The following is a 19,095-nucleotide window of genomic DNA, read 5'->3' as shown; positions in this document are numbered from 1 at the left end:
TGCCGCATCTCTCTCGATTGCGGATGCAAAGGTAGACCTTTTAACGATTACCAGCAAACATACGAAGGAAAAATTATACGGATTTCCTGAAACTTTTTTGTAATACTCTGAATAACAGATGTGTTACAAAGCATGTTTTTATAACGGAGGACACCGGAGGAAAAAGACACACACATTATAATATTCGCACGCGCGTATAAGGACGGAAAAAGGAAGGGACCCATACGAAAACAGCAGACGGAAAACAAGAAAAGACGGAAAAGAAGCAAATCCGAAGGACAACCGGACACCGCAAGCCAGGGCAGGGCAAGGAATGGACAGGAAAACAGCTATGAAAAACGCAGTACGATATACACAACACACACAAGTGAGTTTTCAAAAGCTATTGCCACTGCTGAAAAACTCCAAGAAAGAAATACAAAAAACAGGCTAGAAACCAATTGTGGCATGCCATTCCTCTTTTGGGGATATACCACCCTCTTTGTCAGCCTGCTGGTCTGGTTTCTGGTAGTAACTACCGGGAATTATTATTGGCAATACCTATGGTTCTTACTCCCTATCATCGCAGGAACAGGAACTTACCTCTCTACACGTAATCAGCAGCCGGGTATCAAGACTCATTTGGACAAAGTAATCAATTATATTTGGTTGGTATTCGGCATAACCGGCTTTCTGATATCCATGCTCGCCATGTTTTTCTGGCAACTTCCCATCCTGTTCATAATCCTTCTGCTGATGGGCATGGGGACTACACTAACAGGACTGGTGGTAGGTTATAAAACTGTCACTATTTGCGGCACACTGGGAGCGTTAAGCTCCATCGGATGCCTTTTTTATCCAGGTCCAAACCAGATATTAATCTTCGCTCCTGTCTTTATTTTCATGATGGTTATTCCGGGACATGTATTGAATCATGCTGCCCGTAAACAAAAAAAATCGTAACTTTGCGCCTATGTTCAAAGAATTGAATCCATTACTACATTCCGAACTGAGACTTGCCGTGATGTCCATACTGGTTTCAGTGGAAGAGGCCGAGTTCAGCTATCTGAAACAACAGACAGGAGCGACGGCAGGTAATCTGAGTGTGCAAATAGACAAGCTGAACAAGGCTGGCTATGTAGAAGTCATCAAGACTTTCAAGGGAAAAATGCCTTGTACCATTTGTAAGATTACACTAAAAGGGCTTGAAGCCTTTGAAGAATATGTAGACGCATTAAAAAGCTATATAAACATCAATACATAACAGATCATATCATTATTTGTCACATCCACAAACCTGTTTGAATAAATACTGTTTAACATCTTGATTGACAAGTATTCTGGAACTTACCATCCCAAGATGATTATGAAGGTGTGTCAAAATGCACACCTTCTGTTTTTTACGCACAAAGCCCCGACTTTCACAAGCTGGGGCTTTGTTATTACCTAAAGATTTTGTATCTTTAGGTAATAAGAATTTCACTATGACAAAGATACATTTTCGTTCTTACAATCCCAACCAAACCGTTCTTTTTCCTCAAAGAATTGATGAGGATATTGCAGAAAACGATCCGGTGCGCATGGTTGACGCCCTGGTTGAGGGCTTGAATCTTGAAAGTTTCAGAAAGCTGTATAAGGAATGCGGGCGCAGCCCTTACCACCCCAGGATGATGCTCAAGGTCATTCTGTATGCCTATATGAACAACATCTACTCCTGCCGGAAAATTGAAAAGCTCCTTCACCGTGACATCCATTATATCTGGCTGGCCGGATATGAGAAACCGGATTTCATTACCATCAACCGTTTCCGCAACCGGGTGAAGAATGAAATCAACGAGGTGTTTACCCAAACCGTACTCCTTCTCTCTTCCAAAGGCTTCATCAGCTTGAATGTGGAATACATTGACGGGACAAAGATTGAGTCCAAAGCCAATAAGTATACTTTCGTCTGGCGGAAAACGGTTGAGCGGAACCGTGAACGCCTGATGAAGAAGATACATATCCTGCTAGGGCAGATAGACAATGTCATCGCCCAGGAGAACTCATCGGAAAGCAATGAGGAGATTGAGTTCACTCCGGCCATGCTGACTGAAATGGCAGGAGAATTGCGTCAAGCACTCGAACAGGTTCCTGAACCCTCCACGAAAGAGGAAAAGACTGCGTTGAAAAAGAAACGCAAACAGCTGAAGGAGTTGGAAGAGCACAGGGACAAGCTACAGGAATACGACAACCGTCTGGACACGCTGCAGGACAGGAATTCCTATTCCAAAACGGACAATGACGCTACTTTCATGAGAATGAAGGAGGATGCCATGCGCAACGGACAGACGAAGCCCGGTTACAACCTTCAAATCGGCACCGAAAATCAGTTCATCACCGATTTTGCACTCTTCCCGAACCCTACGGATACACTGACCCTGATTCCTTTCCTGCAATCTTTTTCAAACAGGTATGACCGGATGGCCCATACGGTGGTTGCTGATTCCGGCTATGGCTCCGAAGAGAATTACCGCTTCATGTCCGAAAACGGCATGGAAGCCTACGTAAAGTACAACTATTTCCACATGGAGCAGCGGCCGAGATTCAAACCGGACCCGTTCAAGGCCGAAAACTTCTACTACAATGAAGAACATGACTTCTGCATCTGCCCTACGGGGCAAAGGATGCGGAGGATAGGCACCAGGAATGTGAAAACCGCATCCGGATATGTCAACGAAAATGCACGGTACAGAGCTGTCAGGTGTGAAGGATGTCCCCTGCGATGCCGCTGTTTTAAAGCAAAAGGAAACAGGACGATAGAACTGAATCATAGGCTTAGACAATACAAGCGGAGAGCCAAAGAACTGCTCTGCTCTGAGAAAGGACTGAAACACAGAGGGCAGAGATGCATAGAACCGGAAGCCGTGTTCGGACAAATTAAAAACAATATGAACTACAAACGTTTCCGACATTTTGGAAAGGACAAGGTCTTCATGGACTTTGCCTTCCTAGCCATTGCCTTCAATATAAAAAAGATGTGTGCAAAACTGACAAAAAAGGGTATGAACTGGCTGATTAGACTGTTTTATGAGCTTACAACTGCTGTTTTTAGATGCTGGGAACACATAAATCAAAGAAATCTTCAAAAGATCGCAGCTTAAAGAAAGTGAACAGATTTGTATAGTGATGAACAAAAAAAGAGGTGCATCGTGCATTACGACACACCTCCATAATTTTTTAGAATAAACACCATAATAAAAGGTTTTGTAAATTTGTACCCGGAAGAGAGAACATCCTCTCCCACAAAAGTGTTTATATTATACAAACTTTAAATAATAGAATTATGGAATTTGTAACGAATGAAAAGCTGACAATCGTAGGCGCTGCCGGAATGATTGGATCGAACATGGCTCAAACTGCTATCATGATGGGTCTTACTCCCAATATTTGTTTGTATGACCCATACGCTCCCGGCCTGGAAGGTGTGGCAGAAGAACTATACCATTGCGGTTTCGAAGGCATGAACATCACATTCACTTCCGATATCAAGGAAGCTTTGACCGATGCTAAATATATTGTAAACTCAGGTGGTGCGGCACGTAAAGCCGGCATGACCCGTGAAGACTTGCTGAAAGGAAACGCAGCCATCGCTGAAGAATTCGGAAAAAATGTAAAGGCCTACTGTCCGGACGTAAAACATATCGTGGTTATTTTCAATCCGGCTGATATCACCGGTCTGATCACCTTATTATATTCAGGTTTGAAACCATCACAAGTTACAACCCTTGCCGCTCTTGACTCTACACGCTTGCGCAGCGAATTGTCCAAGCATTTCGGCATCGCTATGGATAACGTAGAAAACTGCCGCACGTATGGCGGTCATGGTGAGCAGATGGCTGTTTATGCTTCTACCGCTAAAGTAAACGGAAAAGCATTACTTGATATCATCGGCACTGATGCTTTGACAAAAGAACAATGGACCGAAATACAACAAAAAGTAACTAAAGGCGGTGCAAACATCATCAACCTGCGCGGCCGCTCTTCTTTCCAAAGCCCGTCCTATGTTTCTATCGAAATGATTGCCGCCGCTATGGGAGGAAAACCATTCCGCTGGCCTGCAGGAACTTACGTATCCAATGGTAAATTCGACCATATCATGATGGCCTGGGAAACTTCCATCACCAAGGATGGCTGCCACTTAAAAGAAGTGAAAGGCACGCCCGAAGAAGAAGCCGCATTAGAAAAAAGTTATGCACATCTTTGTGCTTTGCGTGATGAAGTGATTGCTATGGGAGTACTTCCTCCAGTTTCCGAATGGAACAAACTGAATCCTTATATTAAATAATTCTGATTACAATATTCCGTTAAAAACATCGCCGGGTTCACCCTTGGCGATGTTTTTTTTGTATCTTCGCACTCGCAATGATAGACCAACCCACCATAGACCGGATACTGGATGCCGCACAAATTGTAGATGTGGTATCCGAGTTTGTCACTCTGCGGAAACGCGGTGTGAATTTTGTCGGACTTTGTCCATTCCATGATGACAAAACCCCTTCATTCTATGTATCACCGGCCAAAGGATTATGCAAATGCTTCGCCTGTGGCAAAGGTGGAAATGCTGTCCATTTCGTTATGGAACACGAGCAGATGACCTATCCCGAAGCACTACGCTGGCTGGCAAAGAAATACAATATAGAAATAAAGGAACGCGAATTGACCGATGAGGAGAAACAAGTACAAAATATACGGGAAAGTCTCTTTGTTGTCAATGAGTTTGCCCGCGATTATTTTCAAAATATCCTCTACAATCACGCTGACGGAAAAGCCATTGCCATGTCTTATTTCCGCCAACGGGGCATCCGTGACGATATTGTCAAGAAATTCCAATTGGGATACAGCACTACCGCTCCTGACGCATTGGCACAAGAAGCCATGCGAAAAGGATATAAAAAAGAATTTTTGCTCAAGACCGGACTATGCTACGAAAAAGAAGATGGCAGTTTACGCGACCGTTTTTGGGGACGTGTGATATTTCCATGGTTTAACATCAGCGGAAAAGTGCTTGGCTTCGGCGGACGTGTACTGGACAGCCGTACCAAGGGAGTAAACCAAAAATACGTCAATTCGCCCGAATCCGAAATCTTCAGTAAACGAAAAGAACTATATGGCATTTATCAGGCTAAAGCTGCCATTGTAAAAGCCGACTGTGTTTACATGGTAGAAGGATACACCGATGTAATTGCCATGCACCAGTGCGGGCTGGAGAATGTGGTGGCCAACTCGGGTACAGCATTGAGCGAACAACAAATCCGGTTGCTACACCGCTTCACCTCCAATATCACCTTATTATATGATGGTGACGAAGCCGGTATAAAAGCAAGTATCCGAGGCATCGATATGTTACTTGCAGAAGGCATGAATATCAAAGTGCTGTTGCTGCCTGACGGAGATGATCCCGATAGTTTTTCCAGAAAACACAATGCCACGGAATTCAGAAAATACATTGATGATCACGAAGAGAACTTTATCCGTTTCAAGACCAACCTTTTACTAAAAGACGCACAAAGGGACCCCATCAAACGGGCCGGATTGATATCGGACATGGCACGAAGTATCGGACTGATTCCGGATAAAGTAATTCGATATACCTGCTTGACAGAATGTGCTACCCTCTTGAACGTAAACGAGCAAATTATTTTAGACGAGATCAAAAAGCATCTGCTTCAACGGGATGATAACTATCTGGAACAAATCAAGAAAGAAAAAGACGCATCCGCCACTACCGGCTCTCTGCCTCCAGCGGATACTCCTTTTCCTGCCGGCAGCATACCTCCTGCCGATATGCCCCCCCTAGGCGTGGATGATAATGTTCCCCCTCCGTTTCCTCCTGCAGAAGCAGAAGCGGGATATCAATCGTATATTCCCCAAGAAGGACGGGAAAAGTACGTTTTTTATGTAAAAGAGCAGTTACTGCTTCAAACTTTGATACGCCACGGAGAGAAAGTCATGTGCTATGTAGAAACGGAAGAAAATACGGAAACTCCTCTTACTGTGATAGAATATATTTCTATGGATTTGAAACAGGATGAATTACAGTTCCATAATCCGTTGCACCGGAAAATACTGGCAGAAGCAGAAGCTCATCTGCATGACCCCAACTTCACGGCAGAGCGTTATTTTCTGGCTCATCCCGATCCTACAATCAGCAAACTGGCGGCAGATATGATAAATGATCGTTACCAACTGAGTAAAAGCAATTCACAAGCGATGGTTAAAGATGAAGAACGCTTACACGAATTGGTACCGCACCAACTTATCGACTTCAAACTTGCCATATTAGAAGAGGATATGAAATATACGCTGCAAGCATTGAACAAACCTGAAGTAGTAGCCAATGCCGATAAATGCCTTGAAGTTATGGCCCACTTTAAAGAATTAAGTGAATTACAAAAAATTATGGCCAAGCGTGCCGGCGACCGGGTAGTACTAAAATAAAGGCATAACTCCTTATCGGTTATGCCGTATCAAATTCATAAATTCCTCACGTGTTTTAGCCTGGTTAAACGCACCAGTGAAATCAGAAGTAGTAGTAATGGCATTTTGTTTCTCCACCCCGCGCATCTGCATGCACATGTGCTTGGCTTCGACCACTACCATCACTCCCAGCGGATTCAAGGTTTCCTGAATACATTCTTTTATTTGCAGTGTCATACGTTCCTGTACCTGCAACCGATGAGAAAACACATCCACTACCCGGGCAATCTTACTCAAACCGGTGATATAACCATTGGGAATATAAGCAACATGTGCCTTTCCATAAAACGGAAGCATATGGTGTTCGCACAAAGAGAAGAAATCAATATCTTTCACGATAACCATCTGACTATACTCTTCTTTGAATTTAGCTCCCAACAAAATGGCATGCGGATCTTGTTCATAACCGCGTGTCAATGTCAGCATAGCTTTGGCTACGCGCTCAGGAGTTTTCAGCAATCCTTCTCTTTCTACATCTTCACCCAATAGGGATAAAATACTCTGATAATGGCCTTTCAACTGTTCAATTTTCTCTGCTGACCATTCGGGATGCAATAGTTCTTCCATGTTATTAGTCCAGGGGAATATTAATTTGTTCACGAACAATAGATACTTCTTTAAAAACACCGGTAGCCTTCAGACGGCGCATGGCGGCATCCGCTTCCTCAATACTGCGGAAATCACCTACACGACACAGCCAACGAGGAGGCTGGAAATAGGCATAGACAGGCATATCGGGAAACTCCTCTTTCACCTTGGCAGCCACATTATTAGCTTCATTACGAGCCACCCGCGAATTGTTTCCTGCATAGACCTGAACCCGATACCCTCTGGCTTTCAACATTTTCTGCTCACCTCCCGTAACATTTCCTGTATAGATACTACCAATCAAGCCTGTTATTTTAGGATCTTGACGGATGGTTACAGTACCTTCTCCGGCACGGTTACGCTGCAAGCTTTCTACTATGTTCTGCTGTGCCAAAGCGGAAAGTCCGAGACTCAAAAAGAGTAGGATAAAAATGTATCTCATGTCGTTTTATGAATTTAAGTAAATCATCACAGATTACTCAGATTTCCACAGACGATTTTATGATTCTTTATCTGTGTAAGCTTGAGCAATCTGTGATGAAATTAATTATTTGAATGCATCGATAATGCCTTTGAAGTCAACAACTTTCAAAGCAGCACCACCAATCAAGCCACCGTCTACGTCAGGGTTAGCAAACAATTCTTTAGCATTAGAAGGCTTGCAGCTTCCACCATAAAGGATTGAAGTATTATCAGCAACTTCTTTACCATACTTGTCGGCAATCAAAGAACGGATAAACGCGTGGATTTCCTGAGCCTGTTCAGCAGTAGCAGTCTTACCTGTACCAATAGCCCAAACCGGTTCGTAAGCCAAGATAATCTTACTAAAATCTTCGGCAGACAAAGAGAATACCGATGCCAACTGAGCAGCAACCACTTCATTTTGTTTGTTAGCTTCACGCTCTTCCAATACCTCACCGATGCAGAAGATAGGCTTCAAGTTATTAGCCAAAGCCAATTTAACTTTTTCTTCCAGGATTTCCACAGTTTCGTGATAGTAAGCACGACGTTCCGAGTGACCCAGAATTACATATTCAGCACCTGTAGAAGCTACCATTTCAGCAGAAACCTCACCGGTATATGCACCTGATACTTTATCTGCACAGTTTTCTGCACCTACACCAATTACAGCCTTGTCAACAATAGGAGTAACAGAAGCCAAGTGAATAAACGGAGTACAGATTACCACATCACAATTAGGTTTGTCAGCAGCCAAAGCTTCATTCAATTCTTTTGCCAGAGCAATACCTTCCTGAAGGTTCTTGTTCATTTTCCAGTTTCCTGCAACAATGTTTTTTCTCATTTTGTTTGTTTTATTAAAGGGTTAATGAAATTATTTTGTTCGATTCTCTTTCAATTTCTTTTTCCTATGAAAATGCTCCCAAATGACATCCACCATGCTGAAAAACAACAACGGAAAGACAAACCATGCCAATACCAGCACCACTTTATGACTGAAAGTCTTTTCATTGATTTGTGCCAAAGGCAGTTTTTCCAGCCTGTCGGTCAGCACATATTCATCGGGCAGACTATTCACACTCCACTTGTTTATAACCACTCCGTTCTTCAGCAACATCAGTCCGGGATTAGAGCGTATCATGGTTTTCAGTGTAATGTCATCCATCAGGCAGAAAGGATACTCGGCTCCCGTACGCTCCTGCCAGTCTTCAATATCACTATCGGGTGATGAGGTAAGACAATAGAATTGATATCCATACTCCACACTATAATCATACAGTTCATTTATCAGGTCAATGGTACTATCATCCGCCTGGCTCAGCTGATGCGCCACCAACAGAAAGGTATAATTATCATCATCCAGTACTTCATCGGTTATATCTTCCCCGTCTTCTTGACGAATAATGGAAAAGTCATGAATAGGCGGTTCGTATCCTTGTTCCTTCACCATCGTTTTGGAATCCACAAAAGTCCATGTGCTATCAGGATAATTTTCTAATGTAAACTCTTTCTCCACTCCATCTTTTTGAAGAATAAAACGGGTCTCATAAACAGTAGGCTTCTCTCCTTCCGGAATTTCCATCCCTTTACGTATATCTGCCCCGATATGATAAGGGCGGAAATCAAAGACAGGCAACTCACGGTAACAATACAAAGTCATCCCCGAAATATAGAGAAACGTATACATAGCCACCAACCAATCGAAACGCTTGGTCACCAAAGGAGTTATACGGTTTCCCCATTTAAAAACGGACACCGCCGCTATCAACAAAAGTACATTCTTCCCAAAAGTTTCCCAATTAGTCAAAGTCACAGCATCACCGAAACATCCACAATCCGATATCGGATTGGAAAGAGCCAACCATAAGGTGAGCGGAGTCATCACCCCCATGATAAGCACAACAAACAAGGTGGTCATTCTCCTGCGGATACCAAACAAAAGATATACTCCTAAACAAAACTCGACCATTGCCTGCAATACAGACGCCAGAAACGGAAGAAAGGCAGGCACCGAAGCAGCCCAACCGAAAACCTCCAAATAATCCTGAATTTTATATTGGGTACCCAGCGGATCTACCGCTTTGACAAAACCGGAAAATATAAATACTGCCGCCAGCAAAAAACGGCAGGCGTTTGTCCAGATTCCAATGATACTATGTAACTGTTTACTCTCCAAATTCCAACTTGATCAATCCGAATACAGAATAATTAATCATATCCATATAGTTGGCATCAATGCCCTCTGATACCAATGTAGCTCCATCGTGACCTTCAATCTGCTTGGTACGATAGATTTTCATCAAAATCAAATCAGTATACGAACTGACACGCATGCTGCGCCACGCTTCGTCATAATCATGATTTTTGGCCAACATCAGTTCCAAAGCCTGTTTGGCATACCGGTCATACAATTCCAAAGCACGCTCTTCAGTCATGTCATCCGTTTCAGCATATCCCAGTTCCAATTGGACCAAGCCGATTATTCCATAATTTACAATAGCGATAAACTCCGAACGGATACCTTCATCCACCATCGCCACCCCTTTGGTTTCAATGCTACGAATACGGTTTGCCTTGATAAATATCTGATCGGTAACAGATGAAGGGCGCATGATACGCCATGCTGCACCGTAATCGTGCAGTTTTTTCGCAAACAAATCACGGCAAATAGCTATCACATGTTCAAATTGTTGTTTCGTATCTTTCATCACACTCTATGATTAGGCGGCAAAGTTACGCATTTTTCTGCTTAAGCGTAAACAAAAAGGCGGAAAAGAATACTCTTTCCCGCCCTATTTTATATTTCTTAATTAACTAAAGCTTAAGAACATCTTAACACTTGTCCCGGACGAAGAATAGTTCTGCGGGTAATGTGGTTCAACTTGCATAAAGCATCAATAGATGTACCTGTTTTCTGTGCAATGCGGCTCAATGTATCCCCACTTCTTACCTTATGGTAACGGATAGTACCATCTGATGAAGCAAGCAAATTCACATTCTTACTATTAGTCCTGTTACGCTGGTATCTGTTATTACCTTTTCTGAACAAATAAGAATCGGCTACAATATCCTGTTTCTCAAAATCAAATAACAATGCCGGATTAATGGCCTGTCCCAAGAAACGCGTTTCAAAATGAAGATGTGACCCGGTGGAACGTCCGGTGTTTCCACCCAATCCGATAGGTTCTCCTGCTTCTACGTACTGGTTCTCATCCACAATCTGCTTTGACAAGTGACCATATACTGTTTCCAATCCATTCTCGTGACGAATCACCACATATTTTCCATATCCGCGGCGTTCATACTTCACCATACGTACCTTTCCACTGAAAGCTGCACGAATCGTATCACCTATATATACTTTTATATCCAATCCATTGTGCATACGACGACGACGGGGACCAAATTTAGAAGTTATTTTTGTGTGTTCTGTCGGCATACGGAAACCGGTCATATCAATACGGAATGTATCAGGAATAGTAACAGTATTACCATAAGCGTGTACACGCTCGTTACTCCAATTAGGGTAGAGACTATATGCAGGATAAGCTGACTTTTCCGCCTTTATCTGACGAATCAATGCAACAGAATCTACTGCTTTCAATTTTCGGTCGATAGGTGCCTGGCGTGCCAACAGATCCTGTCCTGACACATTCAGGCTAACCAGGGCGAAGGCTGCCGCTGCGACTACTTTAACACATTTCAAAATCATCCGTTTTTTTAGGTTTTTCTTTTTAATATTCGTCATTAGCATAAAGGGAACCGAACACGGCTTGCTTATACTCGAATATCTCTTCTGGTTTAAAAAATCGTTTAAGTTCCACTTCAGCGGTTTCCGGCGAATCGGAAGCATGAACTATATTCTCCTGAAAGCTCATGCTGTAATCTCCACGGATAGTACCGGGAGCCGCCAGACGTCCGTTAGTAGGACCGGTTAATGTTCTCACTACTTGGACAGCGTCCACACCTTCAAAGCAGCATACAATAACAGGACAAACCATCATTGCATCTTTCACTCGCTGAAAGAACGGCTTTGAACTCAAATGAGCGTAATGTTCGCTAAGCACTTCATCCGTCAACTGAACCATTTTCATTCCGGCTAAACGCAGGCCTTTTCTTTCAAATCTATTAATAATCTCACCCACCAAGCCCCTCTGCAGAGTGCAAGGTTTCAAAATAACCAACGTTTTTTCCATCATAATATTGGGTTCATTTAAGGTTTATACTGTGCTTTTTCCAAAAATTCTTCCAAAGATAAAGATTTTCCTTGAGAAAGAAGGAACTTCTTTAACTCTTTTTGTATGTAAGTTATATACAATGCTTCGATAAAATGTTCAGAAACCTCTATAAATAAAGGGGAAACGCCACAAACATGTTATGCAACATATATCCTTGCTTTTAACAATGCAGTAACATAAACTAAGAGATAGCCGCCCAATTTATATTTGTTTTACGCAATGCTTGCAATTGCTGCCAAAGAATAGCATTTTCCGGATGAGTTCCTGCAGGGTCTTCATCTACAATACGATTTGCCACATCACGGACATATTGCAATAATTGACCGTCACGGGCAATATCGGCTATCTTCAAGTCAAAAGCGACACCACTCTGCTGGGTTCCCTCCAAGTCACCAGGACCGCGCAACTTCAAATCGGCTTCCGCTATCTCGAAACCATCATTGGTCTGTACCATTATTTCAAGCCGCTTGCGAGTTTCTTCGGTCAGTTTGTAAGTGGTGACCAAAATACAATAAGACTGATCAGCTCCACGTCCCACACGCCCACGCAACTGATGCAATTGTGAAAGTCCGAAACGTTCGGCGTTTTCAATGACCATCACCGAGGCATTCGGGACATTCACCCCGACCTCAATCACTGTAGTGGCCACCATAATCTGGGTTTCACCACTGACAAAACGCTGCATCTCAGCATCCTTCTCCGCCGGTTTCATCTTACCATGCACCTTGCTGACCTGGCAATCGGGAAATTCCGCACAAATCAGTTCATACCCCTCTTCCAGATTCTTGATATCCATTTTTTCACTCTCCTTTATCAAAGGATAAACAATATAGATTTGCCGCCCTTCTTCTATCTGTTTGCGAATGGAAGCATAAAGACTGACACGGCGATTGTCAAACTGATGGATAGTCTGGATGGGTTTACGGCCCGGCGGCAATTCGTCAATAACTGATACATCAAGATCACCATACAGTGTCATAGCCAAGGTACGGGGAATAGGGGTAGCCGTCATGACCAGCACATGAGGCGGACAAACATTCTTGCTCCATAACTTGGCACGCTGAGCCACTCCGAAACGATGTTGCTCGTCTATAATCACCATTCCTAAAGAAGAAAAGCCCACAGTATCTTCCAAAACGGCATGCGTGCCTATAAGAATCTGAACATCCCCCGTCAGCAAATCCTTCAATATCTTCTCACGCTTCTTTCCTTTGACAGATCCCATTAAAAGTTCCACGCGCACATCCATGCCAAACAGGAATTTCCGAATGGTTTCATAATGCTGGGCGGCAAGAATCTCTGTAGGAGCCATCATACATGCCTGATAGCCATTATCCAGTGCGATAAGCATGGACATCAAGGCCACCAATGTTTTCCCACTTCCCACGTCACCTTGCAGCAAACGGTTCATCTGCCGTCCGCTTCCCATATCTTTTCTTATCTCCTTTATCACCCGTTTTTGCGCTCCGGTCAGTTCAAAAGGAAGATTCTGTGAATAAAAAGTATTAAAGATCTCACCCACCCGTTCAAAACGCAGGCCCCGATATTTACGCTGCCTGTCTTTACTGTAACGTAGAATATTGAGCTGCACATAGAACAGCTCTTCAAACTTCAAACGATATTGGGCCTTCCGCAGCAATTCGGGATTCTTGGGGAAATGAATATTACGGATGGCCTCATCCAAAGACATTAAATGATGCTCCTCCACTAACCGAGGGGGCAATGTTTCAGCAAGAGGTTCCTGTAGCAGGGCAAGCGCATTCTTCATCAACTTCTCCAGCCCATGAGAGTTCAAGAAACCGCGCTTCATCCTTTCCGTTGTGTTATAATAAGGCTGCAACCCCATCGTAGATAAGGTAAGTTCGCCTGAAGGATCCATATCGGGATGAGCCACATTGATACGGCCATTGAATACGGTCGGTTTACCAAAGACAATATACTCTGTCCTGGTCTTATAATGCTCTAGCAGATATTTAATTCCTTGAAACCAGACTAAATCAATGATGCCCGTACCATCAGAAAAATGACCGACAAGTCTGCGCTGTCTTCCCTCACCCAAAGTCTCAAAACTGAGGATTTCGCCTTTCAACTGGATATAAGGCATATTTCCGTCTATTTCATGGATATGATAAAGGCGGCTGCGGTCTACATATTTATATGGAAAATAGTACAACAAATCATGCAAGGAAAAAAGATTCAATTCCTTGTTCAAGACGGTTGCACGCTGCGGGCCTACTCCTTGCAAATATTTTATGTCACGCGTAGTGATATCGAACATTTCAAATTAAGACTTCCGCTATTTTCAAATCAAAAGGGGTGGTTAATTTAATATTTTCTCTATTTCCCTGCACCAGACAGACCTCCCTGCCCATCGCCTCCACTACAGAAGCATCATCAGTAAAGGCATCCGTATATTCCTGTTGATATGCCTTTTTCAACAACTGCACTTCAAAGACCTGAGGAGTCTGAACCAGTTTATAGTCATTACGCGGAACCGTTTCACTTCCCGGCTTCGTAAGATGACGCACGGTTTCCACCACATCAATTACAGGAATAACCGCTTGCTTAGTCTGCGCTGCCTCATAACATCCGGCTATCACTTCCCGGGAAACAAAAGGACGCACGCCATCATGAACACCTACCAAGCCTTCTCCCTTCACGTATGCCAACCCATTCTTTACAGAATGGAAACGAGTTTCGCCCCCATCGGCAATATCATGACGCAAAGCAAAATGATACGTTTCACAAAGATCTTTCCAGTAAACCTGCTGGCTCACCGGAAGAACTAATATAATATGCATAGAAGAATCAAAAGCGTAAAAAGCCTCTATGGTACGCATCAACACAGGTTTGCCCCCTACAGGCAAAAACTGTTTGGGAATATCCCCTCCCATACGCAACCCTTTGCCTCCTGCAACTATAATGACATGCCTGTTCATTCTGCAATCATCATCCCTTGCTTCAATTCTGTCACCTTTTCCGCACCGACATATTTCTCGGCAATGGCAAATGAGAATGCCATAGCGGCACCGGGTCCTTTACCGGTAATAAAATTACCGTCTTTCTCTACCAAAGCGGCCGTATACTCAGCACCTTCCAGATACTTTTCGAATCCCGGATAGCAAGTTACTTTCTTACCTTTCAACAAACCACGCTTTCCATATACCAACGGAGCGGCACAGATGGCAGACAACGGACGTCCGGCTTCAGCAAATGTCATAATCAACTTGCCCAAACCTTCGTGAGCATCCAGATTTGTCGCTCCGGGCAGACCACCAGGCAATACAATCATCTCCGCATCCCCTTCTTTTACTTCTTCAAACACCATATCGGCTACTACCGGAACACCATGCGCACCGTTTACGGTCAGCACACCTGTTACGGAAACAGTCTTCACAGGCAAACCTGCACGTCTCAACACATCTACCGGGGTCAGCGCCTCCACTTCCTCGAAGCCTTCTGCCAAAAATACATAAATTGTTTTCATAAGCTACTTCAGTTTAAAGTAATATGTAATAGTACCTGTCTGGTTATTCACTCCGTCCACTTGGTTAAAGCGTGCTTTACGGGCGGCCTCTTCCGCCGCCTTCCGCAACGAAGCGTTTACTGTATTGGTACGTTTGTTGATACTGGTACTTATCACCTGTCCTGCGGGATTTACGGTAATAGTCACTACCACCCGTCCCTCATCCTGCACATTATAGACAGGCATCGGCAAACCGCCACTACCCAAAGAACGTCCGTTGAGGTCAAATGTTCCGTAACCGCCCACTCCGCCGGACTTCCCTTCCGAAGAGTTTCCCGTCGGACTGCCCTCCAGACCGGAGCCTGTGGTACCGGTTCCTTTATTTCCCATTTGGGTTCCCTTGCCAAAAGCACCGGCTATCTTCTTCGCCGCCGCTTCCGCTGCCGCCCTTTCGGCAGCCGCTTTCTTCTCAGCCGCCGCTTTTTCTGCTTCAGCGCGTTTCTCGGCCTCAGTCTTCTCTTTCGGCTTCACCGCCTCCTTTTTCGGTACGTCCTTTTTAGGAGTTTCCTTCTTGGGTTTTTCTTTTTTAGGGGTTTCTTTTTTAGGTTCCTTTTTAGGGACTGCCACCGTTTCCTCTTCTGTCTGCGTGATGATTTCCTCTTTCGCTTCAACGGGAGGAACCGTTTCCGGTTCAGATACATCGGGAGCCGGAGCCTCAGGCTCATTCATTATATCTATATCCGTCAACGTATAAGGGTCGGCATTCCCTTGAGAAAGCTCTGTATTTCCCAGCATAACAGGAACACCCCCCTCTTCCTGAACCTGCGGACGGCGGATAGCAATCACCAGCAGCAGGATAAGGAGAAGTATATGCAGTACAGCCGTACCAATCAGTCCTGTTATCTTATTTTTCTTCATGCTTACAGCTTAACGTTTCTTCTCAGGCGGACGTGTAGCCAACACCATCTTGAAGTGATTTTCATTAGCAATATTCAGTACCCTTACTATTTCGCGGTAAGGCACAGCCTCATCCGCATAAAGAGCCACATACATATCGGGTTCCTTCTCGGCACACCTTTGCAGGAATGCGGGCAGTTCTTCCAAGTCTATCGGCATTTCATCCTCATTGCCGAAAGCAGTATAGAAGTTCAGGTTCTTGTCAATGATTACCCTCGTAAGCGGCTTTGCCGAAGTCTGCTGCCTGCCTTGCGGAAGCAATACCTTGATGGCATTGGGCGACACCATGGTAGAGGTAATCATGAAGAATATCAGCAACAGGAATATGATGTCTGTCATAGACGCCATACTGAAGTTAGGTGATATTTTATGTCTTCTTTTCAGTGCCATACGCTATTACTTTTGAACGGGTTCGTTCAGTAAATCCATGAAGTCCATGGTACGCGCTTCCATTTGACTTACCACCTTGTCCACACGGGTTACCAGATAATTATAGGCAAACATAGCCGCAATACCCACAACCAGACCACCCACAGTAGTAATCATCGCTTCATAAATACCTCCTGAAAGCAACGTGATATCAATGTTGTTCCCGGCATTGGACATTTCCCAAAAAGCCTGCACCATACCGGTTACAGTACCAAGGAAACCAATCATCGGAGCACCGCCGGCAATAGTCGCCACAACAGGCAGTCCGTTCTCCAGTTTTGCCACTTCTATATTGCCGGAATTTTCGATAGCAGCCTGCACATCGGCAACAGGACGTCCCATACGGGTAATACCTTTCTCAATCATACGGGCAGAAGGAGTATTGGTGATGCGGCAATAGTTTATAGCCGACTTTATCTCACCCGTGCGGATATAATCACGAATACGTTCCATAAACAAAGGATCATCCTTCCCCGCCTTGCGGATAACCGCCATGCGTTCAAAGAAAATATAAAAACAGACGACAGACAACAATGCCAGCACAAGCATGATCCATCCACCTTTCATCGCCATATCCCAAAGATTCATCCGAGCCTCCTCTGAAACGGGAGTCAATACGGGATTACCCCCGGCAAGGGTATCCGCCAAAGCCGCCTGTGCAGCCAGTAAAGTGATATTCATCATGAACGAAGACAATTTTTATATTCTTCAATAGTTTGTTTTAATCCCATATAAAGCGCATCGCTTATCAATGCATGACCGATAGACACCTCGTCCAGCCAAGGAATATGCGTATGCATATATTTCAGATTCACCAGACTAAGGTCATGACCTGCATTCAGCCCCATTCCCAGGCTACGTGTCACCTTCGCCGCTTCTATAAAAGGAGCAATGGCTGCTTCGGGATTCCGAGGGTACATCGTAGCGTATGGTTCCGTATAAAGTTCCACCCGGTCGGCTCCCGCTTTGGCGGCATATTCTATCATCTCCTTGTCCGTACCGACAAAGATAGAGGTGCGGATACCTGCCTGGCCGAACGTATCCATCAGTTCGGTAAGGAAAGAAAGATTGGTCTTGGTATCCCATCCGGCATTAGACGTAATCTGATCGGGCGCATCGGGCACCAACGTTACTTGATGAGGTTTCACTTTCAGCACCAGATCAACGAATTCCGGTGAGGGATACCCTTCAATGTTAAACTCTGTGGTAAGCAGCGGACGAAGTTCGTACACATCGCTGCGGCGGATATGCCGTTCATCGGGACGGGGATGTACAGTGATACCTTCCGCACCAAACGCCTCACAGTCCAAGGCTACTTTCACCACGTCCGGATTGTTGCCTCCCCGGGCATTACGCAAGGTGGCTACCTTGTTTATATTTACACTTAACTTTGTCATCTTGGCAATATATTATTATCTTTGCAGTTCTGATGTGCAAAGTTAGCAGGTTTTATTAAAACCTGGTCCATTTTGACAAACAAAAGATTTATAAAATTAACTAATGAATATACGCCCAATGAAATTCGCCCTTTTCGGAAACACTTATCAAGCCAAGAAATCGGCTCATGTGGAACGTTTGCTATCCATTCTATCACAACATAACGCTGAAGTTCACATCTGCCGGGAGTTCTACGAGTTTCTGACGGACGACCTCAAGATAAGCATCCGTCACGCCGGTGTTTTCGATGGAAATAATTTTGAAGCCGACATGATACTAAGTATCGGAGGCGACGGCACTTTCCTGAAAGCCGCCAGCCGTGTGGGTTCACGCAACATTCCCATACTAGGTATCAACACCGGACGATTAGGTTTTCTGGCTGATGTTTCTCCTGAAGAGATGGAAGACACATTCAATGACATCTACAATGGAAACTACCGGATAGAAGACCGCAGCGTATTGCAAGTATCCTGCAAAGAACAGGAACTGAAAGGTTACCCTTTCGGTCTGAATGAGATAGCGGTACTGAAGCGTGACAGTTCTTCCATGATTTCCATCCACACAGCCATCAATGGAGCCTATCTCACCACCTACCAGGCGGACGGGCTGGTCATCGCCACTCCTACCGGTTCTACAGCCTATTCGCTGAGCATCGGGGGACCTGTCATCGTGCCACACAGCAACACCATCGCCATCACTCCGGTAGCACCGCATAGCCTGAATGTACGCCCCATTGTCATCAACGACGACTGGGAAATCACATTGGATATAGAGAGCCGCAGCCACAATTTCCTGATTGCCATCGACGGACGTAGCGAAACTTGCCGTGAAGGAAGCCGGCTCACTATCCGCAAAGCCGACTATAAAATAAATGTAGTAAAACGAAACAGCCATATCTTTTTCAACACACTCCGCAATAAAATGATGTGGGGAGCCGATGGTAGAGGATGACATTACAATCCATCCTCAAAATAGTTTAAATAGTGGTTATCAAGGTTATACAAAACCTTTTTATATCTAACAAAT

General features: G+C 44.3%; 20 protein-coding genes. 6 read left to right on the top strand and 14 right to left on the bottom strand.

The genetic code is table 11. From position 1 onward, the window contains the following. Positions 1–384: 384 nt before the first annotated feature. From AB5062_RS12835 to dnaG, 5 genes are all read left to right on the top strand, one after another. Positions 385–942 (top strand): hypothetical protein, encoded by a 558-nt coding sequence (locus AB5062_RS12835; RefSeq protein WP_032947443.1) that lies wholly within the window; start codon positions 385–387, stop codon positions 940–942. Between the two features lie 10 nt (positions 943–952). Then, the gene (locus AB5062_RS12830; protein WP_005840816.1) at positions 953–1,243 is read left to right on the top strand and encodes a transcriptional regulator; all 291 of its coding nucleotides are present in this window, start codon (positions 953–955) and stop codon (positions 1,241–1,243) included. 220 nt (positions 1,244–1,463) lie between these two features. Then, positions 1,464–3,119, top strand: a complete 1,656-nt coding sequence (locus AB5062_RS12825) for an IS1182 family transposase (protein WP_011965362.1) — start codon at positions 1,464–1,466, stop codon at positions 3,117–3,119. Positions 3,120–3,301: 182 nt separating this feature from the next. Continuing rightward, a complete protein-coding gene (locus AB5062_RS12820; protein ID WP_005840814.1) occupies positions 3,302–4,303 on the top strand; it encodes a malate dehydrogenase in 1,002 nt (333 codons plus the stop codon). A gap of 77 nt (positions 4,304–4,380) precedes the next feature. Beyond that, complete coding sequence (gene dnaG, locus AB5062_RS12815; RefSeq protein WP_005840811.1) at positions 4,381–6,456, top strand: DNA primase; 2,076 nt, start codon at positions 4,381–4,383, stop codon at positions 6,454–6,456. Positions 6,457–6,468: 12 nt separating this feature from the next. Here dnaG and folE read toward each other — a convergent pair whose 3' ends face one another. The 14 genes from folE to AB5062_RS12745 all read right to left on the bottom strand — a co-directional run bounded on the left by folE (position 6,469) and on the right by AB5062_RS12745 (position 18,029). Beyond that, complete coding sequence (folE, locus tag AB5062_RS12810) at positions 6,469–7,062, bottom strand: GTP cyclohydrolase I FolE (protein WP_005840808.1); 594 nt, start codon at positions 7,060–7,062, stop codon at positions 6,469–6,471. Positions 7,063–7,066: 4 nt separating this feature from the next. Beyond that, complete coding sequence (locus AB5062_RS12805) at positions 7,067–7,525, bottom strand: SPOR domain-containing protein (RefSeq protein WP_005840806.1); 459 nt, start codon at positions 7,523–7,525, stop codon at positions 7,067–7,069. A gap of 105 nt (positions 7,526–7,630) precedes the next feature. Then, positions 7,631–8,386, bottom strand: a complete 756-nt coding sequence (gene tpiA, locus AB5062_RS12800; protein ID WP_005840803.1) for a triose-phosphate isomerase — start codon at positions 8,384–8,386, stop codon at positions 7,631–7,633. A gap of 30 nt (positions 8,387–8,416) precedes the next feature. Further along, the gene (locus AB5062_RS12795; protein ID WP_005850935.1) at positions 8,417–9,718 is read right to left on the bottom strand and encodes a BT_3928 family protein; all 1,302 of its coding nucleotides are present in this window, start codon (positions 9,716–9,718) and stop codon (positions 8,417–8,419) included. Continuing rightward, positions 9,708–10,250 carry a DUF1599 domain-containing protein gene (locus AB5062_RS12790; protein ID WP_005840798.1) on the bottom strand — a complete coding sequence of 181 codons (543 nt, stop codon included), beginning with the start codon at positions 10,248–10,250 and terminating at the stop codon, positions 9,708–9,710. The genes AB5062_RS12795 and AB5062_RS12790 overlap by 11 nt, the downstream gene beginning before the upstream one ends. Positions 10,251–10,363: 113 nt before the next feature. Then, complete coding sequence (locus tag AB5062_RS12785; protein WP_005840796.1) at positions 10,364–11,254, bottom strand: M23 family metallopeptidase; 891 nt, start codon at positions 11,252–11,254, stop codon at positions 10,364–10,366. Positions 11,255–11,276: 22 nt separating this feature from the next. Beyond that, on the bottom strand, positions 11,277–11,741 hold the full coding sequence (gene ndk, locus AB5062_RS12780; protein ID WP_005840793.1) for a nucleoside-diphosphate kinase: 465 nt from the start codon (positions 11,739–11,741) through the stop codon (positions 11,277–11,279). 220 nt (positions 11,742–11,961) lie between these two features. After that, entirely contained in the window at positions 11,962–14,058 is a 2,097-nt protein-coding gene (recG, locus tag AB5062_RS12775) for an ATP-dependent DNA helicase RecG (protein WP_368326823.1), read from the bottom strand. 1 nt (position 14,059) lies between these two features. Continuing rightward, positions 14,060–14,719: a 2-C-methyl-D-erythritol 4-phosphate cytidylyltransferase gene (locus AB5062_RS12770; protein ID WP_032953016.1), complete on the bottom strand. Its 660-nt coding sequence runs from the start codon at positions 14,717–14,719 to the stop codon at positions 14,060–14,062. Next, positions 14,716–15,267 (bottom strand): DJ-1 family glyoxalase III, encoded by a 552-nt coding sequence (locus AB5062_RS12765; protein WP_005840787.1) that lies wholly within the window; start codon positions 15,265–15,267, stop codon positions 14,716–14,718. Before AB5062_RS12765 ends, AB5062_RS12770 begins: the two co-directional genes overlap by 4 nt. A 3-nt stretch (positions 15,268–15,270) precedes the next feature. After that, positions 15,271–16,164: a TonB family protein gene (locus AB5062_RS12760; protein ID WP_005850928.1), complete on the bottom strand. Its 894-nt coding sequence runs from the start codon at positions 16,162–16,164 to the stop codon at positions 15,271–15,273. A gap of 9 nt (positions 16,165–16,173) precedes the next feature. Beyond that, complete coding sequence (locus AB5062_RS12755; RefSeq protein WP_008781468.1) at positions 16,174–16,593, bottom strand: biopolymer transporter ExbD; 420 nt, start codon at positions 16,591–16,593, stop codon at positions 16,174–16,176. 6 nt (positions 16,594–16,599) lie between these two features. Continuing rightward, entirely contained in the window at positions 16,600–17,316 is a 717-nt protein-coding gene (locus AB5062_RS12750) for a MotA/TolQ/ExbB proton channel family protein (RefSeq protein WP_005840779.1), read from the bottom strand. Beyond that, positions 17,313–18,029, bottom strand: a complete 717-nt coding sequence (locus AB5062_RS12745) for a pyridoxine 5'-phosphate synthase (RefSeq protein ID WP_005840777.1) — start codon at positions 18,027–18,029, stop codon at positions 17,313–17,315. The genes AB5062_RS12750 and AB5062_RS12745 overlap by 4 nt, the downstream gene beginning before the upstream one ends. Positions 18,030–18,147: 118 nt before the next feature. On the opposite strand from AB5062_RS12745, the gene AB5062_RS12740 reads away from it, so the two are divergent. After that, positions 18,148–19,020 (top strand): NAD kinase, encoded by an 873-nt coding sequence (locus AB5062_RS12740; protein WP_005840775.1) that lies wholly within the window; start codon positions 18,148–18,150, stop codon positions 19,018–19,020. Positions 19,021–19,095: the final 75 nt, after the last annotated feature.

It is taken from the genome of Phocaeicola sp. RTP21359st1_B8_RTP21360_211022 (genome assembly GCF_040911965.1).
In the GTDB taxonomy this organism is placed as follows: Bacteria; Bacteroidota; Bacteroidia; order Bacteroidales; family Bacteroidaceae; genus Phocaeicola; species Phocaeicola vulgatus.
Note: the sequence above shows the minus strand (reverse complement) of the source record. Positions and strands in the feature narration are given on the sequence as shown.